Raw genomic sequence first — 23246 nt, 5'->3', positions numbered from 1 at the left:
TAAGATTTTGTCATTATATCGTTTCAAAATTATCAAATTGTTGATTTTTTGTTTGGTAATTTGAAGCTCATTCAGAAAAAACGTTTTCGTGAATAAACCTTTTATTCATAGAGCGTTACGAACTTTTTTTGTATGTTTGAGTAGAATGAAAATGTTAAATTAATTCATTGGAGATATGATTACAAACACATCATTAGAATACAAAGGCGATTTATATCCATCAAAAATTGTCTCTTATGAACATGAAGGAGATTCTATTTTCTTTAATACGGATAACAAAGTAATTTTAAAAGTAACTATTCTTCGTGATAGTTTAATCCGATTTCGTTTTACTACAAAAGGCTATTTCAGCAATGATTTTTCTTATGCCATTGATAAAACTCAGCTTCATGGCTATAACTTTTTGGAAGTTACAGAAGAAGAGACCTACTTTCAGATTAGAACTAGTAAAGTAAAATGTAAAATACAGAAAGCAGATCTTCGTCTTTCCATTTACGATTTAAATGATTTTCTGATTCTTGAAGATGAACTTGGTTTTCATTGGGAAGAAAGCTATGAATATGGTGGGAATATCGTAAAAATGAGTAAATATGCTAAAGATGGCGAATGTTATTATGGTTTAGGCGATAAGGCCACTCAAATGAATCTGAAAGGCAAAAGAGTAGAGAATTTTGCCACAGATCAATATGCTTACCAAAAAGATCAAGAACCTTTATACAAAGTGGTTCCATTTTATATTGGACTTCATAATAAACAATCTTACGGTATATTTTTCGATAATACTTTTAGAACCTTTTTTGATTTTTGTCAAGAAAGAAGAAATGTGACTAGTTTCTGGGCTGAAGGGGGAGAAATGAATTACTATTTTGTATACGGTCCTCAAATGCAGGACGTTGTTACCACTTATACAGACTTAACAGGTAAGCCAGAATTACCGCCACTTTGGGTTTTAGGATATCACCAATGTAAATGGAGTTATTATCCAGAAAGTAAAGTCAAAGAAATTACATCAAAATTTAGGGAACTTCAAATTCCCTGTGACGCCATTTATCTGGATATTGATTATATGGATGGTTTTAGATGTTTTACTTGGAATAAAAACTACTTTCCAGATCCCAAAAGAATGGTTTCTGAATTGGCAGAAGATGGTTTTAAAACCATAGTAATTATTGATCCAGGAATTAAAATTGATAAAGATTACTGGGTTTATAAAGAAGCTTTAGAAAAAGATTATTTCTGCAAAAGGGCAGACGGACCTTATATGAAAGGAAAAGTTTGGCCAGGAGAATGTAACTTTCCAGATTATACAAATCCTGCAGTTAGAGAATGGTGGGCAGGGTTATTTAAAGAATTAATTGCAGATATTGGTGTAAAAGGAGTTTGGAATGATATGAACGAACCAGCAGTTATGGAGGTTCCAAATAAAACTTTTCCAATGGATGTTCGCCATATTTATGACGGAAACCCTTGTAGCCATAGAAAAGCTCACAATATCTACGGAACACAAATGGCAAGAGCAACTTACCATGGAGTAAAACGATTTGCGTATCCAAAACGTCCTTTTGTAATAACAAGATCGGCTTATGCTGGAGCACAGCGTTACACATCGTCATGGACAGGTGATAACGTAGCAACTTGGGAACATTTATGGATTGCAAATATTCAAGTTCAGAGATTATCTATTTCAGGAATGGGATTTACGGGTTCTGATATTGGAGGTTTTGCAGAACAACCTACGGGCGAGCTATACGCACGCTGGATTCAATTGGGTGTTTTTCATCCTTTTTGTAGAACGCATTCTTCTGGAGATCACGGCAATCAGGAGCCATGGGCTTTTGATGAAGAAGTAATCAATATTACAAGAAAATTTGTGAGTCTTCGTTATCAATTATTGCCTTATTTGTATACCATGTTTTGGCAATATATTGAAGAAGGAATTCCGATGTTAAAACCTTTAGTTTATTATGACCAAGACGATACACAGACACATTATCGCAACGACGAATTCATCTTTGGAAATCAGATTTTAGTATGTCCTATACTTGAACCTAATGCTGTAGGTAGACGTATGTATATTCCTAGAGGAGAATGGTATAACTATTGGACAAACGAATTGTTTATAGGCGGTAAAGAGATCTGGATTGATACAAAATTTGATGAGATTCCAGTGTTTGTAAAAGCAGGTGCTATTATTCCAAAATATCCAGTTCAGCAATATGTAGGCGAATTAGAGTTTGATGAATTAACGCTTGATGTTTATTACAAAAATGGTAAAGAGCAGTCAGCTGTTTATGAAGATGCACAAGATGGCTACGATTATAAAAAAGGACGTTATAGTTATTTGTCATTGCGAAATATCGGAAAAGAGAAAGAACTTATTATTCAGCTTCACAAAGAAGGAAAATATATAACTCCTTATTCTAAATATAAAATCAACCTTATCGGATTGCCGTTTAAAGTGGCGGAAATTGAAATTGATAACGAAAAGATCGAGTTTGATAAAATTAATTTTGAGCAAAATAATTTCTTACTAATTGATAAAGAGTTTAATGAACTTCATATCGTTGGCGAATAGTTAAATTTTGATATTTTTTTGATTTAATATGTAAAACATTTTATCTTTTTTAATCGTATTTTTGTTATAAAAATAGATAGAATTATGAAAAAATATGTGTTTTTAGGTTTTTTTGGGGCACTTATGATAGCTTGTGCAACCAATCCAATTACAGGTAAACAAAATTTGAATTTTGTTTCGAATAGTGAATTATTTCCATCTTCTTTTCAGCAGTATAACCAGTTTTTAACAGAAAACAAAGTAATTACAGGAACAGCAGATGCAAAACTTGTAGAAACGGTAGGGTATAAGATAAAGGCAGCTGCAGAAAAATATTTAAATTATTTAGGTCAGACACAATACTTGAAAGATTATCGATGGGAGTATAAACTAGTTGATAATAAGGAAGTAAACGCATGGTGTCTTCCTGGTGGTAAAATTGTAGTTTATTCTGGGATTCTACCGATCACACAAAATGAGTCTGGTTTAGCAACTGTAATGGGACACGAAGTTTCTCATGCCTTGGCAAATCATGGAGCACAAAGAATGTCTGCCGCTCAATTACAGCAAATAGGAGGAGCAGCTTTAGGAGCAGCAACTAGCGGAAAATCTGAAGCAACACAGCAAATATTTGCACAAGCTTACGGAATTGGTTCTGAAGTAGGAGTAATGCTTCCATTTAGCAGAAGCAACGAAAGTGAAGCCGACAAAATTGGTTTGACATTAATGGCAATTGCAGGCTATAATCCAGACGATGCTGTCGCTTTCTGGAGTAGAATGGCTGCCAAATCTGGTGGGGCTTCTGCACCTGAATTTATGAGTACACACCCTTCTGATGCAACAAGAATTGCTAATATTAAAGCTTTAATTCCAGAAGCTAAAGCAATTGCATTGAAAGTTGGAACTATAAAATAAACTTTTAGTACACAATAAGCACACAAAATATTCTTTTAAGCCACTCGTTCTCGAATGGCTTTTTTTATTTTGTGAAGTTTATAATTTAATAATGTATGATTTCCATAATTTCCGTTTGATTATCATAAAAAATAGATAAATTCGTAGCCTATTTACAAAACCATTTCTATGAAAAACCTACAAAAAGGAGATAAGAAGCTTTTAAATGCTTGGGCGTTTTATGACTGGGCAAATTCAGTTTATACCTTGACTATTGCATCTGCAGTTTTTCCCATTTTTTACGAAGCATTATTCAGCGACAGAGATCATTATATTGATGTTTTCGGAATGCATCTTAAAAACTCTGCCTTAATCAGTTTTATTACGGCATTTGCTTTTATGGTGGTTTCGTTTATTTCACCATTATTATCTGGAATTGCTGATTATGTTGGAAACAAGAAATCATTTATGAAGTTTTTTTGTTACGTAGGAGCTTTGTCTTGTATGGGATTATACTGGTTTGATTTGGATAATATTTATGTTGGATTATTATTCTATTTCCTTGGATTGCTTGGCTATTGGGGAAGTTTAGTTTTCTACAATTCCTATCTTCCAGATATTGCATTTGAAGAACAGCAGGACAGAATTAGTGCCAAAGGATATTCGTTAGGATATATTGGAAGTGTTATCTTATTAATCATCAATTTAGCGATGATTATGAAGCCTAAAGTTTTTGGAATTTCAGGAACTGATGGCGAAGCGGCAATGAAGGCAATGCGTTATTCTTTTATAATGGTAGGAGTATGGTGGATTTTATTTAGCCAATACACTTACTATTATTTACCAAAAGGAAGTAAAGAATCAGGTCAGAAGTTAACAAGATCTGTAGTATTTAATGGCTTTAAAGAATTAAAAAAGGTTTGGACGTTATTACAAGAGAATATTCCTTTGAAACGATATTTAGGAGGTTTCTTTGTTTCTAGTATGGCTGTACAAACGGTAATGCTTGTAGCAACCTATTTTGGAGCTCAGGAAATTCAGTGGGAAACTAAAGAGCAAAGCACAATAGGTTTAATTGTTTGTATTTTAATCATTCAATTGGTAGCTGTTGTTGGAGCTGTTTTAACCTCTAGAGCTTCAGAGAAATTTGGAAACGTACCCACTTTAATATTTATCAACGCAATTTGGGCAGTATTTTGTGCGCTTGCCTATTTTATTACTTTGCCAACACATTTTTATGTAATGGCAACAGTTGCGGGATTTGTAATGGGCGGAATTCAAGCATTATCTCGTTCGACCTATTCAAAATTATTGCCTGATACACAAGATACAGCATCGTTTTTTAGTTTCTATGATGTTGCAGAAAAAATTGGAATTGTAATCGGAATGTGCGTTTACGGAATTATCGATCAAATTACAGGAAGCCCTCGTGCTGCAATTGTAATTTTAGCAATATTCTTTATTACATCCATATTTCTATTGAGAAGAGTACATAAAAAAGACGTTTCAAATTAATTGAAACGTCTTTATAACACAATATCGCAAATTGCAATTAATTATTGATTGATGATAGTTTTGTAATTTGCGATATTTTTATTTAAATAATTACCCTTTGTAAATTTTTCCAGAACCCGAAACTTTTACATCTCTTTTCTCTGGATTTCCTAGGTACTTAATATTTCCAGAACCAGAAACTCTTCCAGTAATACTACTTTCACAAGTTACGACGCTATTTCCAGAACCTGAAACAGTAACATCTACAGTTTGAGATTTTAAATTGGAAGCATTAACGTTTCCTGATCCCGATATTTTGCTTGTAAAAGAATCTGCTTTCCCTTTTAAAACAATATCGCCCGAACCGCTTAGCGCCAAATCAAAATTTCTAGAATCTACATCTAAATCAAAATTTCCTGATCCAGAAAGTTTTGCAGAAAAACTATCGCTATTGATTTTGTTTTTGCTTTTAACATCTCCAGATCCAGACAATGTAACTGCTGATATTTTTTCGAAAGGAACTGTTACTTGTATCTTTTTGCCCATACTGGTACGAAGTTGTACTCCTCTCTCAACATATACTTTCAATTCATTTCCTTCAACTTCAACTTTAATTTTAGACAATAAATTTTCTTCTCCTTTAAGAATAATTTTCCCTTCTTTTCCAGATACTAAATCTACATCAAAGAATCCAGAGATTCTTATGCCATCATAGTCTCCAGTTGTTCTTGTTTCGGTAGTGACAGTACCGTTTCCGCTTATTTTTGTTTGTGCGTTAGAATTTATTGCCATAAAAAATAGGCTTAATGCTGTAAGTAAAATTGACTTTTTCATTGTTTTGATTTTTAGATGATTAATTTTTTGTTAGGGAAATATTTCCGTAGTTCGAATTGATATTGATTTTATTTTGACCTTTTTTCTTGTAATACCCAGCAATTCTTTTGCTGTTGCTTTTAACCTCAGAGACAGAAATTTCTAAAGAATTATCATGTTTAATGTTTGAATATCTTGCAGAAATATCAAAATCGAATGCATAATTAGGTACGTAACCAATTGAAATATCTGTATATCCTGAGTTTATGGTAATGTTGCCTGCTTTTTCAGTTACAGTCCCGATACTGATTTTACTGTAATTGGTATCGTAGCTAAAGTTACTGGAAATTTCGCCAATAATGAAAGTTAAATAATTTCCTGATCCGCTTAAAGAATTGATTTTTTGAAACTTAAGAGTTCCATAGTTGCAATCTGCTTTAATGTTCTGGCCATCATTAAGATTAATATCTGTATAATTTGCGCTTAGATTTAAATTTCCAGAATCATTAATTTTAAGATTCGAATATCGAGCATCAATATTTCCTGTTTTTATGTACTCTATGCTTGAACTTTGGCAGTATTGAATTGAGATTTGATTACTAGATCCGTTTAGTTTTCCTAAAACAACTTTTCCATACTTGCAGTCAATATCTGTAAAAGCTTCAGCATTTGGAACCGAAATATTACCGTATTTGTTAACTAGTTTAATTGATCCGTTTTTAGGAATTTTAATCACGTAATTGATCTCAAAACTGTTATTGCTTCCTTTACTTTTAAGATTGGAGCTTCCAAGTTTGGTTACCGCAGAAACTAAACCTTTAAGCGCCGTGATGTCAACATCAATACTGTTTAATCGTTCGTTTACCCAATTTTCATTTGGTCCATTCACTTTTATAGTAATATCAAGATCAATTTTATCTTCATCCCAGGTCATTACAGTGATGCTTCCGTATTTGTTGTCAACATCGATTCCGGCATTAGAATTAACGATATAGGTCTTTTTAATGTTTTTTTGTTTGGTAACAAAAGCATCATCATTTGAAAAACCTAAGAAAGGAATCAAAAGAAATAAGATTAGTAAGTTATAGTGTTTTTTCATTAGAGTTGTTTTTAAATTTTTCGTTGTCTTCAATTCTTTTCAAAACGGTTTGTAAAAAAGAAATACGCGTTTGAAGATTACTAATCATCGCATAAATAATTTGTTTGTTCTCACCATTTTTTTGCAGTTCGTTTATGATTTTCTGATAATCAGCGTCAAAAGTTTTCATCTGATTCATAGCATCAGTAATAATCTGCTGATTTTCTGGTGAGTTTTTCTCTTTTAGCTTAACCAGTTCATTATCGATTAGAATATTGAAAATAGAGTCTGTACGTTTAGTTTCTTTAGAAGCAAATTTGAATTCTTTTGGTTTTTCATTTTTATAAAAAAGAGAAATTCCAAGCATCAATACAATCGAAGCGGCAATAGCAGTTGCTAACCAGTATTTTCTCTTAGGCTCTTTTTTGTTCAATTTTTGTAGAAAATCTACCTGATGATCAGAATTTAATTCCTGAATGTCCCATTGGTTTTCAAATCTTTTAAATAAGTCGTCTAAATTGTCTTTTTCATTTTTCATAATTCCAATTCATTTTATATTTCTTCCAATTTTTTTCTCAAACTATCTTTGGCTCTGCTCAAGGTTGTTCTGCAATTTGCATAGGTAATGTTCAAAATCTCGCAGATTTCTTCTTGATCGTAACCTTCAATGTAAAAAAGTGTCAGCACCATTCTGTAATTATCTTTTAGCTGCAAAATGGTATCTAAAACCTGTTTTAGTTTTAGAGCGTTTAAGTCAATATTTTCAGAAAGAATTCCGTCGTTTTCTTCGATTTTATAAAGCTGTTTACTTAAATCTTCTACATGAAAAGAGTTGTTTTTCTTGTAAAAATCGATGCTATAATTGATGATTATTTTTTTTAACCATGCGCCAAAAGCCACTTCTTGTTTATAGTCATTGATTTTTGTAAAAGCTTTTAAGAAACCTTCCTGCATGACGTCTTGTGCAAAATGTTCGTCTTTTACAATACGAAAAGCCACGTTATACATCGCTTTACAATAGCGATTGTATATTTCAAACTGCGCTTTCTGGTTATTGTTTTTACAGAGCGCAATTAGTTCTTCGATATTTTGGTTGTTTATATTCAAGTAGTGGCTTTTGGTTTTTAATATAGACTTGGCTTTTTTTTCTTTGTTACAGTTTTATAAAATTAATTTTATTTTATTTTTAATTTGATGAAGAAGAAAAGTAAAAATATAATTTTTTAGAACTGACTTCTTTTGCTTTTGGCATAATGATTGTCTATTTTTATGCCCTATCTTGTAATTGAAAAACGAAACACGTTTTTGGTAAAACTTCAATAAGCAATACTCTGTTTATAGATAGCACAGAAAATTTAATGACAAAAAGACTTATATTTTATTATGTCAAACCATAAAATACTTACTATTGACAATCTGTCACTTCAAGAATTTGACTCAGAGGCAGAATTAATTCCATTATTGACTCCAGAAGACGAAGAGGAAATGAATAATGAAGAACTTCCTGTTTCTCTTCCGATTTTACCTTTACGTAATACTGTTTTATTTCCTGGAGTTGTTATCCCAATTTCTGCTGGAAGAGATAAGTCTATTAAACTAATTAATGATGCTAATGCAGGCGGAAAAATAATTGGTGTAGTTTCTCAAATTAACGAAGAAGACGAAGATCCGTCAAAAGATGATATTCATAAAGTAGGAACTGTAGCTCGTATTTTACGTGTGCTTAAAATGCCTGACGGAAATGTAACGGTTATTCTTCAAGGAAAAAAACGCTTTGAAATTGACGAAGTTGTTTTAGAAGAACCTTATATGACAGCAACGATCAAAGAAGTTGCTGAAGAACGACCAGATGAAAATGATACTGAGTTTACTGCTATTTTAGATTCTGTAAAAGAATTGGCAATTCAGATTATTAAAGAAAGTCCAAACATTCCTTCAGAAGCTACTTTTGCTATTAAAAACATTGAAAGCCAATCGTTTTTGATCAATTTTGTTTCGTCTAACATGAATTTATCTGTAAAAGAAAAACAAGGTCTTTTATCGATAAATGGTTTAAAAGAACGCGCTTTAGAGACTTTACGTTATATGAATGTAGAACTTCAAAAATTAGAATTGAAGAACGATATTCAGTCAAAAGTACGTTTTGACTTAGATCAGCAGCAAAGAGAATATTTTCTTCACCAGCAAATGAAAACCATTCAAGAAGAATTGGGAGGCGTTTCTCAGGAAGAGGAAATGGACGAAATGGGTTTGAAAGCGAAAACCAAAAAATGGGACGAAAAAACGCAGAAACATTTCGAGAAAGAATTGTCTAAAATGCGTCGTATGAATCCGCAGTCGCCAGATTTTGGAATTCAGCGCAATTACTTAGAATTGTTTTTGGAATTGCCTTGGGGCGAATATTCTAAAGACAAGTTCGATTTAAAACATGCACAGAAAATTTTAGATAAAGATCATTTTGGACTTGATGAAGTAAAGAAAAGAATGATTGAGCATTTGGCAGTTTTAAAATTGCGAAATGATATGAAATCACCAATTATATGTTTAACAGGCCCTCCAGGAGTTGGTAAAACTTCAATCGGACGTTCTGTTGCTGAAGCTTTAGGAAGAGAGTACGTTCGTATTTCTTTGGGAGGCTTGCGTGATGAAGCGGAGATTCGCGGTCATAGAAAAACGTATATTGGAGCAATGCCTGGACGTATTATTCAGAGTTTGAAAAAAGCAGGAACATCAAATCCTGTATTTATTTTAGACGAAATCGATAAATTGTCAAACAGTAATAGTGGCGATCCATCTTCAGCTTTATTAGAAGTTTTAGATCCAGAGCAAAACAGTTCTTTCTACGATAATTTCCTTGAAATGGGATATGATTTGTCTAAAGTAATGTTTATTGCGACTTCAAATAATATGGCTACAATTCAGCCGGCTTTACGTGACAGAATGGAAGTTATCAAAATGTCAGGCTACACCATTGAAGAAAAGGTTGAAATTGCCAAAAGGCATTTATTTCCAAAACAATTAGAAGCTCACGGTTTAACGGCAAAAGATCTGACTATTGGCAAAAAGCAATTAGAAAAAATCATTGAAGGTTATACTAGAGAATCTGGTGTCCGTAATTTAGAAACTAAAATTGCGCAAGTAATTCGTAATGCAGCAAAATCTGTTGCAATGGAGGAGGAGTACAACAAAAAAGTTACAGATGAAGATATTGTAGCGATTTTGGGAGTGCCAAGATTAGAACGTGATAAATACGAAAATAACGATGTTGCAGGTGTTGTAACAGGTTTAGCTTGGACTAGTGTTGGAGGAGATATTTTGTTTATCGAATCTTTGATTTCTGAAGGAAAAGGATCTCTTACAATTACCGGAAACCTTGGGACTGTAATGAAAGAATCTGCTACAATTGCTTTGGAATATATTAAAGCAAATGCTAAGAAATTAGGTATTAGTACAGAATTATTCCAAAAATACAACATCCACTTGCACGTTCCAGAAGGAGCAACTCCAAAAGACGGACCAAGTGCTGGTATTGCAATGCTAACTTCTTTAGTTTCGCTTTTAACTCAGAAAAAAGTAAAGAAAAATTTAGCTATGACAGGCGAAATTACGCTTCGCGGAAAAGTATTGCCAGTTGGTGGTATTAAAGAGAAAATCTTAGCGGCGAAAAGAGCAGGCATTAAAGAAATTATTCTTTGCCACGAAAACAAAAGCGATATTGATGAAATCAAAGCAGAATACTTAGAAGGCTTAAGTTTTCATTATGTAAAAGAAATGAGCGAAGTTTTAGGTTTAGCTTTAACAGATCAGAAAGTGAAAAATGCTAAAGATTTGAAATAAACCTCAATTAAAATTTAAATATTTAAATTCCAAATTCCAATTTTTTTATTGGAGTTTGGAATTTTTTTATTGGAATTTATTTAGTGTATAGTTTTATTTTTAGTGTTATATAATTTTATATTTGCACTTGCGTTATTCCCATATAGGTACGCCAAAAACAAATGCTTAAAAAAGTTGTTTTATTTTTTATACTGTTAATTTGTTCGTCTTCTTTCGGACAAGTTGGAGGGCGCTACACTTACCAGTTTTTAAATTTGACCACTTCGCCAAGACAGGCAGCATTAGGAGGAGATGTTATTACCATATATGATGAAGATGTTAATCAAGCTATGTCGAACCCTGCTCTTATAAACGCAGACATGGACAATCATTTAGCATTGAATTACGGAAGTTATTACGGCGAAGCCTCTTATGGTACAGCATCGTATGCTTATACCTACGATAGACACGTGCAGACTATTTATGCTGGAGTTACTTATGTAAACTATGGCACATTTGAAGGTTATGATGAAAACGGCCAGGCAACTTCTAATTTTACAGGAAGCGAAGGTGCATTATCAGTTGGATATGCGTACAATGTTCCTTATACCGATTTATACATTGGAGCAAGTGGTAAATTGATCACTTCTTCTTTAGAAAGTTATAATTCGATAGGCGGTGCAGTAGATTTGGGTTTTTTATATGTAGATGAAAGAAATGACCTAAATTTCGCCCTTGTATTTAGAAACATGGGAACACAGTTTACTACTTATTCCGGAATTAAAGAAAATCTTCCATTTGAAATTGTAGCAGGTATTTCTCAAGAATTAGAACATGTTCCAATTCGTTGGCATCTTTCCTTAGAAAATTTACAGCAATGGAATATTTCTTTTTCAAATCCAGTTCGTGGAGAAACTAATATCGATGGTTCTACAAGTCCAGAAAAAGTTTCTTTTGTAAATAATGCCCTAAGACACGTCGCTTTTGGTGTTGAGCTTTTTCCTAAAAAAGCATTCAATTTTAGAGTAGGATATAATTTTAGAAGAGGCGAAGAATTAAGAGTAGACGAGCAGCGTAACTTTTCTGGCGTTTCTTTAGGTTTTGGTTTAAAAATGAATAAACTGAGATTTAATTATTCGTATTCTAGATATACGTTGGCGGCCAACACTAGTCTTTTTGGTTTAACATTAAATTTTCAATAAATGAAACTGTTCTATTTGGTTTTATTTAAGAGTATCCAAAAAAAGTAAGAGCTTTTTATTGTCAAATAGTAGTAGTCTTCAATATTTAAAAGTTTTTTATGATTTAAAAGCAGATAAAATTATCGATAAAGGTTTGGTTGCACATGGTTCTGGTTCTGAAACTGGCGTTAAAGGCAAACTTCGTTTTAGCAATGTTCGTAATTCATTAAGTACTTCATTAGGAAAATATTACATTGGAAAGCATTATTACGGAAAGTTTGGTAGAGCCTATAAACTGTATGGATTGGATAAAACGAATAGTAATGCTTTTAAACGAGATATTGTTTTTCATTACTATTATGATGTTCCATATGAAGAGAAAGATGGCTACATTTGCAATAGTTTTGGCTGTCCTATGGTTAATAAAAAATACTTTGATAGAATATCGGGACTAATTGATAGTTCTGAATCGAATATTTTGATGAGTATTTATTATTAAAAATCAACTGTCATTAAAAGAATAAAAATTTAAATATAAAAAATTGAAAAAAATTACCATTGCTATCGACGGATTTTCATCTACAGGTAAAAGCACTCTTGCAAAACAATTAGCAAAAGAATTGGAATATGTTTATGTAGATACTGGGGCGATGTATCGTGCCGTAGCCTATTTTGCTATGCAACATAATTTGATTGAGGCCGACTTTTTTAAGAAGGAAGCTTTGGTTGAAGCATTATCTGATATCAAATTAGAGTTTAAGTTTAATTCAGATTTAGGTTTTGCAGAAATGTATTTGAATGGTGAGAATGTGGAGAAACAAATTAGAACGATCGAAGTTTCTAATTTTGTTAGTAAAGTAGCAGCTGTTTCAGAAGTTCGTTCTAAGTTGGTAGAGCAGCAGCAGGAAATGGGAACCAATAAAGCCATTGTAATGGATGGGAGAGATATTGGAACTGTAGTTTTTCCGAATGCAGAATTAAAAATATTTATGACAGCAAGTGCAGAAACACGTGCGCAAAGACGTTTTGATGAATTACAGCAAAAAGGTGATAATGTTTCTTATGAAGAAGTTTTGAAAAATGTTGTAGATAGAGATTATATGGATACACACCGCGAAGATTCTCCTCTTGTAATTGCTGATGACGCCATTGAGATTGATAATTCTTACTTAAATAAAGAAGAACAATTTGCTGCAGTTCTAGAATTAGTGAATGATGTTGTTAAAACAGTATAATTTTTTGCAGATATTATTTTAAATGGTAGTTTTACCGCTTCATTTTTACTAAAGAACAATTTTTATCATATGGGGATTAAAAATAGATTGATTTTAATGAGCTTTCTTCAATTTTTTGTTTGGGGAGCCTGGCTTATAACAATTGGAAATTATTGGTTTGGAACAAAAAACTGGGAGGGAACTCAATTCGGACTAGTTTTCGGAACCATGGGAATCGCTTCTCTTTTTATGCCTACACTTACAGGTATTATTGCCGACAGATGGATTAATGCCGAAAAATTATACGGTGCTCTTCATATTCTTTATGCGGTAGTTTTATTCGGAATTGCACAAGTTACTACACCAGATACTTTTATTATTGTTATGCTTTTAGCAATGTGCTGTTATATGCCCACAATCGCTTTAAGTAATTCAATATCTTATACTTCGCTTAAATTAAATAATAAAAACATTGTAAAAGATTTTCCACCAATTCGTGTTTGGGGAACAATTGGTTTTATTGTAGCCATGTGGATTACTAATCTAAGCGGAAGTAAAGCAACCGAATATCAGTTTTATATTGCTGGAATAGGAGCTTTAATTCTTGGGATTTATGCATTTACGTTGCCAAAGTGTGAACCACAGCGTTTGATTAAAGAAAATGCTACTTGGATTGAAACTTTTGGTTTAGAGTCTTTTAAATTATTTGCAAATTATAAAATGGCTTTGTTTTTTGTTTTTTCTATGTTTTTAGGAGGGGCATTGCAATTGACAAATGCTTATGGAGATGTATTTTTAGATGAATTTAAACACTTTCCAAAATATGCTGATTCTTTTGTAATTAAATATTCGACTATTATTATGTCGATTTCTCAAGTTTCTGAGACATTATTTATTCTTGCAATTCCGTTTTTCTTAAGACGTTTTGGAATCAAGCAAGTTATGTTGATTAGTATGTTGGCTTGGGTTTTGCGTTTCGGATTGTTTGCTTTTGGAGATCCAGTTAATGGTTTATGGATGATTATCCTTTCTTGTATTGTTTATGGAATGGCATTTGATTTCTTTAATATTTCAGGTTCTTTATTCGTAGAAAGCAATACAGATTCTAAAATTCGTTCTTCTGCGCAAGGTTTATTTATGATGATGACCAATGGAGTAGGAGCGGTTTTAGGAAGTTTAACTTCGGGTTGGGCTATTGATCGTTTCTTTACAAAATCATTTGCTAATACAACAGAATTGGCTGGATTTTTACAAACGGATGTTACTAATGAGAAAATGGTGGAATTTGTAAAAGGACAAGGAAATTCAATTTCTGCAGACGGAATTTTTGCAAATCCAATTTTAATGAAAGACTGGCATACGATCTGGCTTTCGTTTGCAGCTTATGCTTTGGTAATTGCTATTGCTTTTGCTGTTCTGTTTAAACATAAACATGATCCGAAGGAAATTGAGAATTTGAGTCATTAAGTAAAAACTGTTTTTCTTGGATTAAAAATAGTCTAAGAAGACGTTTAAAATAAATTAAGTAAAATATAAAATACCACAAAGTTTCTAAATTTAGAAACTTTGTGGTATTTTTGTTATATGGAAGTTTGATGAAGTATTTTGAAACAAAATTTTTAGAAGAGGCTGACAAATTTTTAGCTTCGCTTGATCGCAAATTAGTTGCTAAAGTATTGTATAATATTGATTTGGCTGAAAAGAAACACGATCCAAAGTTATTTAAAAAACTCAAGGATGATATTTGGGAATTTAGAATTAGATACGTTAATAAGCAAGTTAGGCTTTTAGCATTTTGGGATAAAACGGATAACAAAGAGACTTTAGTTTTTGCAACTCATGGTTTTATTAAAAAGACTAGTAAAGTTCCTTTGAGTGACATTGAAAGAGCAAAGAGAATTAAGGATTATTATTTTGAAAATAAATAAAAGTTGAAATTATGGGAAAGAAAGAATTGAAATCCTATTCGCTTTCGGAAATGAAAGATAGATATATTGGTGAAATAGGCACATCTGAGCGAGATAAATATGAATATGAACTAAATATGGAAATTCTTGGCAGAATGATAAAAACTGCCAGAAAAGAAAGAAATCTAACTCAGGAACAGTTAGGGGATTTAATTGGTGTTAAAAAAGCACAAATTTCTAAGTTAGAAAGTAGTGCAAATAGTGCTACAATTGATACTGTAATAAAGGTATTCAAAGCTTTGAAAGCTGAAATAAGTTTTAATGTAAAGATTGAAAACCAGACTTTACAGGTTTCTTGAGTCTTTATCAAAGTTAAAAAATTGGACAAAGATAGTTGCACATAGTAACGCCAACTGTTTTAAAAGCTTGTCGAGTTTCGTTTCTAAAGATCTTATGAAAAACAAAAAGTTCTAACCTAGCCCCGATAGAAGTGGAAATCCTTTTGTGACGGGGTTCGGCACAAAAGATTACTTCACTTAGCTTTTATTTTAATCGGAGTTCAGTGAACTTCGTTTGCAACGGATAGCGGGACTAAAGGTATTGAAAACATAAATTGTTCTGCTTCTTAAACAATTGGCTGATAATCATATCGGTTTTGTTTTGTTAATTCAGAAAAATGTATTAATTTTGCAGTCCTTTTGGCAGAGAAGAGTTTCTATTAGGAATCAACCATTTATGTAAAACAACTTCTGTATTTTCTATCGCATAGAGAAACTCGAGAAAAACAGAATACAAATTTTTTTATCAGCATGTCTGAACAAACAAAATCACAAGAAGAGTTTTTAGCAAATTTTAACTGGCACAACTTCCAAGAAGGAATCGATGCAGTAGATGAAAAAAACTTACAAGAGTTTGAAGAACTAGTATCAAAAACTTTCATCGCTACAGACCAAGAAGAAGTAGTTGAAGGAGTTGTAGTTAGAATTACAGATAGAGACGTTATCGTTGATATCAATGCTAAATCTGAAGGTGTTATTTCTTTAAACGAATTTCGTTACAACCCTAATTTAAAAGTAGGTGACAAAGTAGAAGTATTAATCGACATCCGTGAGGATAAAACAGGTCAATTAGTATTATCTCACAGAAAAGCACGTACTATCAAATCTTGGGATAGAGTTATTGCAGCTAATGAAACTGGAGAAATCGTTAACGGTTTTGTTAAATGTAGAACTAAAGGAGGTATGATTGTTGACGTATTCGGAATCGAAGCGTTCTTACCTGGATCTCAAATTGACGTTAAGCCAATTAGAGACTACGATGTATATGTAAACAAAATGATGGAATTCAAAGTGGTAAAAATCAACCACGAATTCAAAAACGTTGTTGTATCTCATAAAGCTCTTATCGAGGCTGATATTGAAGTACAGAAAAAAGAGATCATCGGTCAATTACAAAAAGGACAAGTATTAGAAGGTGTTGTTAAAAACATTACTTCTTATGGTGTGTTCATTGACTTAGGTGGTGTTGATGGATTAATTCACATTACTGACCTTTCTTGGAGTAGAATCAACCACCCAAGTGAAGTTCTTGAATTAGACCAAAAATTAAACGTTGTAATCCTTGATTTCGATGATGAGAAAACAAGAATTCAATTAGGATTGAAACAATTAAACGCTCACCCATGGGATGCTTTAGATGCTAACTTAACTGTTGGTGATAAAGTTAAAGGTAAAGTAGTTGTAATCGCTGATTACGGTGCATTTATCGAAGTTGCAGAAGGTGTTGAAGGTTTAATCCACGTTTCTGAAATGTCATGGTCAACTCACTTACGTTCTGCTCAGGACTTCGTGAAAGTTGGAGATGTTGTTGAAGCAGTTATCTTAACTCTTGACAGAGATGATCGTAAGATGTCATTAGGTATCAAACAATTGACTCAAGATCCATGGACTGACATTACTTCTAAATACCCAGTAGGTTCTAAACATACAGGTATCGTTAGAAACTTTACAAACTTTGGTATTTTCGTAGAATTAGAAGAAGGAATTGATGGATTAATCTACATCTCTGACTTATCTTGGACTAAGAAAATTAAACACCCATCTGAGTTTGTAAATGTTGGTGAAAAACTTGATGTAGTTGTATTAGAATTAGATGTTGAAGGACGTAAATTATCTTTAGGTCACAAACAAACTACTGCTAATCCTTGGGATCAATACGAAGATTCTTTCGCTGTAGGAACTATCCACAACGGTGAGATTTCTGAAATCGTTGACAAAGGAGCTACTGTAGAATTCGGAGATGATATCGTTGCTTTCATTCCTACTCGTCACCTTGAAAAAGAAGACGGAAAGAAATTGAAAAAAGGTGATACAGCTGATTTCAAAGTAATTGAATTTAACAAAGAATTCAAAAGAGTAGTTGCTTCTCACACTGCTATCTTCAGAGAAGAAGAAGAGAAAAATGTGAAAGCTGCTGCTGAAAATACTTCATCTGCATCTTCTACAAATGCACCAGCTGCAACTTTAGGAGACAACAATGATGTATTAGCTGCTTTAAAAGCTAAAATGGAAAAAACTGAGAAAAAATAATTCTTAGATTCCTATAAATAGAAAGTCCCACATTACTGTGGGACTTTTTTTTGCTTAGACTTTATTTATTTTTTAAAATTTTAACAAATAAAGTTGTATTATTCTGTTAAAAAGTTATTTTTGTATGAAAATACTACATATGAAAAAACTCTACTTTTTTGTTTTGACTTTATGCTTTTTTAATGGTGCAAATGCACAATTTGTTTCTTTTCAAGATTTTAATCTTAAAATTAAATTACTGTCGTCTCCTGTAAATACCAACTCCAATTCGGAAATTGAAATCAGTGAAGCATTAAATACTACTTATTTAGATATTAGCAACTCTAATATTACTTCATTACAAGGATTAGAAAGTTTTACCAATCTTCAATTTTTAAACTGCAGTGATAATCCAATTATGACTGATATTGATTTTAATGGTTTAAAGAAATTGGTCTATCTAGGATATTCGAATATTCAAAGCAAAGGATATTTATTAATTGAAAATTTACCAGAGTTAACTACAATAATAGCTGATGGATTAACGAATTTGAAATACCTTCAATGTACAGGAAATCCAAAACTAGGAACATTAAGTCTAAATGGAGCAATTAATCTGACCGAAATTACGGCTTCAAATAATAAATTGACTACCTTAAACCTTCAAGGTTTAACTGCACTTAAAAAGTTATATTGTGGAGGAAATCAATTGGCTGAATTAGATGTCAGAAGTTTTACAAATTTAGAATCTTTAGAATGCGGTGGTAATCTGTTGACATCACTAAAAGTGAATGGCTTAACAAAACTTTTTTCATTATCATGTACTTATAATAAACTGTTACAATTAGATCTTAATGGATTAACTAATCTGGGTTATTTGCAGTGTTTTTCTAATCAAATAATGAGCCTTAATGTAAGCGGTTCAGCCAATCTTATTGAGCTTTATTGTGATGGAAACGCTATTTCATCATTAAATTTGAATGGTTTAGAAAAACTTGAATATGTAAATTGCAGTAGTAATCAATTGCAATATTTAAATATAAATGGATTGCCAAAGCTTAAAGGTTTTAGATGTATAAATAATAAGCTTACAGCTTTAGATTTAACGCAATTACCAAGTCTAACAAAATTAGAGTGTTCTTACAACCAATTGAAAATGTTGGATGTAAGTGATTTAGGTAAATTAGAAGAGCTTAACTGCTCAAACAATGAGCTTAACTTTTTGTACATAAGAAATGGCAGTAACGAAGCTAAAAATTTAAATTTTTCTGAAAATCCAAATTTGTTATATGTTTGTGCAGATGAAAGCCAATTGTCGCAAGTTCAAAGTCTTTTAAATAATTATGGGTATACCAATTGCAGTTTAAATGCCTATTGCTCATTTAATCCAGTAGGGCAATATTTTATTGTTTCTGGGGATAATAAAATAGACGCAGATAATAACGGTTCTGATACTCAAGATTTAAGTTTGCCAAATTTAAAGCTTAATATATCTAATGGAACTGATACTTCAAGTTATATAGCCAATGGAAATAATTATTCTATTGCCTTGCCAACAGGAACGCATTCTATAACACCTGTTTTAGAAAATCCTACTTATTTTGCGATTACGCCATCAGTTATAAATGTTGACTTTCCATCACAGACAAGTCCGTTGAATCAAAATTTTTGCATAACTCCAAATGGTTTACATCCTGATTTAGAAGTGGTTGTTTTGCAAACTATTCCTGCAAGACCAGGATTTGATGCATCATATAAAATTATTTATAAAAACAAAGGTAGTATAACACAATCTGGATCAGTGAATTTAAGTTTTAATGATTCTGTTTTGGATTTTATCGTATCAAACCCAACTGTAAATACTCAGAGTACAAATAATTTATCATGGAATTTTACAAATATTAAACCTTTTGAATCCAGAGAAATCTCGTTTACAATTAAAGTAAATGCTCCAACGGCTACTCCAGCTGTAAATAATGGCGATATTTTGGCATATACAGCAACCATAGTATCTTCAAATGCAGATGAAACACCTACAGATAATTCTTTTTGCCTCAATCAAACAGTTGTAGGTTCTTATGATCCTAATGATAAAACTTGTTTAGAAGGCTCTGTAATTACACCAAGTTTAATAGGAGAGTATGTGCATTATATGATTCGTTTTGAAAACACAGGAAGTTATCAAGCACAAAATATTGTAGTTAAAGACATGATAGATTTGACTAAATTTGATATTTCAACTTTAATTCCGACGAGTTCAAGTCATTCTTTTGTAACTAAAATATCAGAGGGAAATAAGGTAGAGTTTATTTTTGAAAATATTAATCTTCCTTTTGATGATGCTAATAATGACGGTTATGTAGCTTTTAAAATTAAAACCAAACCAACACTTATTGTGGGAGATTCTTTTACGAACGAAGCAAATATTTACTTCGATTATAATTTTCCAATTTTAACCAATACTGCAACTTCAACATTTAAAAGCACTTTGAGCACCCAGGATTTTGATTTTTCGAGATATTTCGTTTTATATCCAAATCCATCGGATCAAAATTTAAATATTTCTCAAAATGAGAATATTAATATACAATCTTTTGAGATTTATGATATTTTGGGACAACTAATAATAGCCATTCCAAACGCAAAAACAACTTCAAATATTGATATTTCTAAACTGAAAACAGGTAATTACTTTATAAGAGTAAAATCAGATAAAGGAAGTTCAAGTATGAAATTCATTAAGATTTAAATAAAAAGTCCCACAGTAATGTGGGACTTTTTTTATGTCTAAACTTAGTTTTATTTGTAAAATTTTAACAAATAAAGTTGTGTTATTCTGTTAAAAAGTTATTTTTGTATGAAAATACCACATATGAAGAAACTCTACTTTTTAATTTTATCTTTTTGCTTTTTTAATTTAAATGCTCAGACAATTACAATCTCTGATGTTACTTTCAAACAGACTTTGCTTAAAGCAAATACTACTAATACAATTGCTCAAGATAGTAATGGAAATTCTATCAAAATTGATTTGAATGACAATAAAGAAATTGAAATAAGCGAAGCATTAAATGTATACAAGCTTAATGTGTACATGCCCGTAAGAGAAGGAATCATTTTAAGTTTATCAGGAATTGAAAATTTTACAAATTTGATAGATCTGAATTGTTCGGGTTTCTATAACCAAACGCTTGATCTTACTTTACTCAAAAATTTGGAGAAATTAACTTGTTCTGGAACGCATCAAATGAAAGAGTTAAAAATTTCGGGATTAACAAAGTTAAAATACCTCGATACAAATAATTGCGTCAACCTTACTTCCTTGGATGTTTCTGGATTAACAAATTTAGAGTATTTGGATTGCAGTCGATTAGGAATATCTTCTCTTAATTTATCGGGTTTAACAAAACTTATCGATTTAAGATGTTTTTCTACTGTTATAACAAATTTAGATTTGACGGGATTAGTAAGCTTAAAAAAGGTTTATTGTAATGAGAGTCGTTTAACAGCTTTAACCCTCGGTACTTTAGATAATTTGGATTTTTTAGATTGTAGCAGCAACGGATTAAAAGCATTAAACTTATCAGGTTTGAAAAATTTAACTTATCTAAGATGCAGTTCTAATCTAATTACAAATCTTGATTTTTCACCATTAACAAAGCTAAAAACTCTTCTTGTTCAAATTAATTCGCTAACTAATTTAGATGTTCAAAAATGTTTAGATTTAGAATATTTGGACTGTTCGAGTAATTCTTTTACAAGTTTAAATATTTCTAATTTACCAAAACTTATTACGCTAATTTGTAAAGGTGATACGTTTAGACCTAAATTAAATAGTTTGACTGTTTCTCAATGCAATAGTTTAGCCTCTATAGATTGTAGTCAAAACAAATTAGAAAGTTTGAATTTAGGGGTTATACCTACCTTAAAAACATTGCATTGCACTTATAATTCTTCAATGACTACTCTTGATACGTCGGGTTTTGAAAACTTAGAGTCATTAAATTATGAAGGCAGTGCATTGCTATCTTTAGATGTATCAAAGAGTGTACATCTTAAATCTATTTATGGAGCTTCTGCTAAAATAGAGTTCTTAGATTTCTCTTCATTAAAGGAACTAGAGACCTTATACCTTTCTTACAATGATTCCTTACTTTATTTATTGTTAAAAAATGGAAAAACCTCTAGTAGTTATATTATAGGTGCTCCAAAGCTAAAATATTTATGCGTTGATGATGAAAATATAAAGTATTACCAGCAGTTATTAGGAAATCCGAAAAACTGTGAAATAAATACCTATTGTAATTTTGTTTCGGGTAAAGAGTATTATGTTATCAGCGGAGTTAATAAATATAATTTTGATAATAAAGGATGTGTGGCAAACAATTCAATATTTCCAAATTTAAAATATACAATTACTAACGGAACAAATTCTGGCAGTTTTTATCCTGCGAGTAATTCTTCTTATGCTATTCCTGTTCAGACAGGTGTAACTACTATTAGACCAATTATAGAAAATCCGAATTACTTTACTGTTTCTCCAACTTCTTTAACTGTAAATTTTCCAACTCAGACAAGCCCTTACATACAAGATTTTTGTATTTCATCAAATGGAAATCAGCCTGATTTAGAAGTGGTTTTAATTCCGATAGATGTTGCGCGCCCAGGTTTCGACGCAAAGTATAAAATAGTGTATAGAAATAAAGGAAATGTTACTCAATCTGGCGTTGTAAATTTTACTTTTAATGATAATGTTTTAGATTTAATTGTTTCCAGTGCATCAGTAGAAAGTAGGACAGGAAATACTTTATCTTGGAATTTTACTGATTTTCCTCCATTTGCAACTAAAGAAATTATTTTAACTTTTAAAGTTAACAGACCAACAGATACTCCAGCGGTTAATAATGGAGATGTGTTAAAATATAAAGTATCTATAACTTCGCAAAATAATGATAAAACCCCTTTAGATAACAATTTTACTTTAAATCAAACCGTTGTGGGGTCTTATGATCCAAACGATAAAACTTGTTTAGAAGGTGATGTTATTACTCCAGACTTAATAGGAGAGTATGTGCATTATATGATCCGTTTTGAAAATACAGGAACGTATCCTGCTCAAAATATTGTAGTTAAAGACATGATAGATTTGACTAAGTTTGATATTTCAACTTTAATTCCAACGAGTTCAAGCCATTCTTTTGTAACTAAAATTTCTGGAGGAAATAAGGTAGAATTTATTTTTGAAAATATTAATCTTCCTTTTGATGATGCAACTAACGATGGATATATTGCTTTTAAAATTAAAACAAAATCAACATTACAAGTTGGAGATTCGTTTACAAATGATGCGAATATTTATTTCGATTATAATTTTCCAATTCTGACCAATAAAGCGACATCAACATTTAAAACTAGTACTCTTTCAACTCAGGATTTTGATTTTTCGAGATATTTCGTTTTATATCCAAATCCATCAGATCAAATTTTAAATATTTCTCAAAATGAGAATATAGAGATACAATCTTTTGAGATTTATGATATTTTAGGGCAATTAATAATAGCCATTCCAAACGCAAAGACAACTTCGAATATTGATATTTCTAAGCTAAAAACGGGTAATTACTTTATAAGAGTAAAATCAGATAAAGGAAGTTCAAGTATGAAATTCATTAAGATTTAAATAGAAAGTCCCACAGCAATGTGGGATTTTTTTTGTTTCAGGTTTAAA

Annotated in this window: 17 protein-coding genes; 13 read left to right on the top strand and 4 right to left on the bottom strand. The window is 31.6% G+C overall.

All coding sequences use genetic code 11. The features are described from left to right. The first annotated feature begins 175 nt into the window (after nt 1-175). The 3 genes from ACFO3N_RS22715 (at nt 176) to ACFO3N_RS22705 (ending at nt 4963) form a co-directional block, all read left to right on the top strand. The gene (locus ACFO3N_RS22715; protein WP_379801126.1) at nt 176-2575 is read left to right on the top strand and encodes a glycoside hydrolase family 31 protein; all 2400 of its coding nucleotides are present in this window, start codon (nt 176-178) and stop codon (nt 2573-2575) included. Between the two features lie 84 nt (nt 2576-2659). Beyond that, nucleotides 2660-3469 (top strand): M48 family metallopeptidase, encoded by an 810-nt coding sequence (locus ACFO3N_RS22710; RefSeq protein ID WP_379801124.1) that lies wholly within the window; start codon nt 2660-2662, stop codon nt 3467-3469. Nucleotides 3470-3637: 168 nt separating this feature from the next. Next, nucleotides 3638-4963 carry an MFS transporter gene (locus tag ACFO3N_RS22705; protein ID WP_250836242.1) on the top strand — a complete coding sequence of 442 codons (1326 nt, stop codon included), beginning with the start codon at nt 3638-3640 and terminating at the stop codon, nt 4961-4963. A gap of 90 nt (nt 4964-5053) precedes the next feature. On the opposite strand, the gene ACFO3N_RS22700 is transcribed toward ACFO3N_RS22705, so the two are convergent. From ACFO3N_RS22700 to ACFO3N_RS22685, 4 genes are read right to left on the bottom strand one after another with little or no spacing between them, the layout of a single operon-like run. Continuing rightward, nucleotides 5054-5776 (bottom strand): head GIN domain-containing protein, encoded by a 723-nt coding sequence (locus ACFO3N_RS22700; RefSeq protein ID WP_379801122.1) that lies wholly within the window; start codon nt 5774-5776, stop codon nt 5054-5056. 19 nt (nt 5777-5795) lie between these two features. Further along, nucleotides 5796-6854 carry a hypothetical protein gene (locus ACFO3N_RS22695; protein WP_379801120.1) on the bottom strand — a complete coding sequence of 353 codons (1059 nt, stop codon included), beginning with the start codon at nt 6852-6854 and terminating at the stop codon, nt 5796-5798. Further along, nucleotides 6838-7371, bottom strand: a complete 534-nt coding sequence (locus ACFO3N_RS22690; RefSeq protein ID WP_379801118.1) for an anti-sigma factor — start codon at nt 7369-7371, stop codon at nt 6838-6840. Before ACFO3N_RS22690 ends, ACFO3N_RS22695 begins: the two co-directional genes overlap by 17 nt. Nucleotides 7372-7385: 14 nt before the next feature. After that, a complete protein-coding gene (locus ACFO3N_RS22685) occupies nt 7386-7940 on the bottom strand; it encodes an RNA polymerase sigma factor (RefSeq protein ID WP_320495550.1) in 555 nt (184 codons plus the stop codon). Between the two features lie 276 nt (nt 7941-8216). Between ACFO3N_RS22685 and lon the strand changes: the two genes are divergently transcribed. From lon to ACFO3N_RS22635, 10 genes are all read left to right on the top strand, one after another. After that, entirely contained in the window at nt 8217-10670 is a 2454-nt protein-coding gene (gene lon / locus ACFO3N_RS22680; protein WP_379801116.1) for an endopeptidase La, read from the top strand. 161 nt (nt 10671-10831) lie between these two features. Further along, entirely contained in the window at nt 10832-11851 is a 1020-nt protein-coding gene (gene porQ / locus ACFO3N_RS22675; RefSeq protein ID WP_379801114.1) for a type IX secretion system protein PorQ, read from the top strand. A 58-nt stretch (nt 11852-11909) separates the two neighbouring features. Continuing rightward, complete coding sequence (locus tag ACFO3N_RS22670) at nt 11910-12329, top strand: murein L,D-transpeptidase catalytic domain-containing protein (RefSeq protein ID WP_379801113.1); 420 nt, start codon at nt 11910-11912, stop codon at nt 12327-12329. 43 nt (nt 12330-12372) lie between these two features. Beyond that, entirely contained in the window at nt 12373-13065 is a 693-nt protein-coding gene (gene cmk, locus ACFO3N_RS22665) for a (d)CMP kinase (RefSeq protein ID WP_379801112.1), read from the top strand. Between the two features lie 69 nt (nt 13066-13134). Beyond that, nucleotides 13135-14511: a nucleoside permease gene (locus ACFO3N_RS22660; RefSeq protein WP_379801111.1), complete on the top strand. Its 1377-nt coding sequence runs from the start codon at nt 13135-13137 to the stop codon at nt 14509-14511. Nucleotides 14512-14639: 128 nt separating this feature from the next. Further along, nucleotides 14640-14972 carry a type II toxin-antitoxin system RelE/ParE family toxin gene (locus tag ACFO3N_RS22655; RefSeq protein ID WP_379801109.1) on the top strand — a complete coding sequence of 111 codons (333 nt, stop codon included), beginning with the start codon at nt 14640-14642 and terminating at the stop codon, nt 14970-14972. Between the two features lie 11 nt (nt 14973-14983). Continuing rightward, nucleotides 14984-15310, top strand: coding sequence for a helix-turn-helix domain-containing protein (locus ACFO3N_RS22650; RefSeq protein WP_379801107.1), 327 nt, complete (start codon nt 14984-14986; stop codon nt 15308-15310). A 450-nt stretch (nt 15311-15760) separates the two neighbouring features. Then, nucleotides 15761-17539, top strand: coding sequence for a 30S ribosomal protein S1 (rpsA, locus tag ACFO3N_RS22645; protein ID WP_379801105.1), 1779 nt, complete (start codon nt 15761-15763; stop codon nt 17537-17539). 124 nt (nt 17540-17663) lie between these two features. Beyond that, nucleotides 17664-20267 (top strand): DUF7619 domain-containing protein, encoded by a 2604-nt coding sequence (locus tag ACFO3N_RS22640; protein WP_379801103.1) that lies wholly within the window; start codon nt 17664-17666, stop codon nt 20265-20267. A gap of 108 nt (nt 20268-20375) precedes the next feature. Beyond that, entirely contained in the window at nt 20376-23198 is a 2823-nt protein-coding gene (locus ACFO3N_RS22635) for a DUF7619 domain-containing protein (protein WP_379801101.1), read from the top strand. Nucleotides 23199-23246: the final 48 nt, after the last annotated feature.

This window comes from Flavobacterium chungangensis (genome assembly GCF_042654045.1).
Lineage (GTDB): Bacteria > Bacteroidota > Bacteroidia > Flavobacteriales > Flavobacteriaceae > Flavobacterium > Flavobacterium chungangensis.
The sequence above is the reverse complement of the archived record's forward strand: the minus strand, read 5'-3'. Positions and strand labels throughout refer to the sequence as shown.

Coding starts and splice junctions, on each gene's coding strand:
- ACFO3N_RS22695 (WP_379801120.1), bottom strand. CDS start 6,854: ATGAAAAAACACTATAACTTACTAATCTTATTTCTTTTGATTCCTTTC.
- ACFO3N_RS22660 (WP_379801111.1), top strand. CDS start 13,135: ATGGGGATTAAAAATAGATTGATTTTAATGAGCTTTCTTCAATTTTTT.
- ACFO3N_RS22690 (WP_379801118.1), bottom strand. CDS start 7,371: ATGAAAAATGAAAAAGACAATTTAGACGACTTATTTAAAAGATTTGAA.
- ACFO3N_RS22650 (WP_379801107.1), top strand. CDS start 14,984: ATGGGAAAGAAAGAATTGAAATCCTATTCGCTTTCGGAAATGAAAGAT.
- ACFO3N_RS22715 (WP_379801126.1), top strand. CDS start 176: ATGATTACAAACACATCATTAGAATACAAAGGCGATTTATATCCATCA.
- ACFO3N_RS22710 (WP_379801124.1), top strand. CDS start 2,660: ATGAAAAAATATGTGTTTTTAGGTTTTTTTGGGGCACTTATGATAGCT.
- ACFO3N_RS22640 (WP_379801103.1), top strand. CDS start 17,664: ATGAAAATACTACATATGAAAAAACTCTACTTTTTTGTTTTGACTTTA.
- porQ (WP_379801114.1), top strand. CDS start 10,832: ATGCTTAAAAAAGTTGTTTTATTTTTTATACTGTTAATTTGTTCGTCT.
- ACFO3N_RS22705 (WP_250836242.1), top strand. CDS start 3,638: ATGAAAAACCTACAAAAAGGAGATAAGAAGCTTTTAAATGCTTGGGCG.
- ACFO3N_RS22635 (WP_379801101.1), top strand. CDS start 20,376: ATGAAAATACCACATATGAAGAAACTCTACTTTTTAATTTTATCTTTT.
- rpsA (WP_379801105.1), top strand. CDS start 15,761: ATGTCTGAACAAACAAAATCACAAGAAGAGTTTTTAGCAAATTTTAAC.
- lon (WP_379801116.1), top strand. CDS start 8,217: ATGTCAAACCATAAAATACTTACTATTGACAATCTGTCACTTCAAGAA.
- ACFO3N_RS22700 (WP_379801122.1), bottom strand. CDS start 5,776: ATGAAAAAGTCAATTTTACTTACAGCATTAAGCCTATTTTTTATGGCA.
- ACFO3N_RS22655 (WP_379801109.1), top strand. CDS start 14,640: ATGAAGTATTTTGAAACAAAATTTTTAGAAGAGGCTGACAAATTTTTA.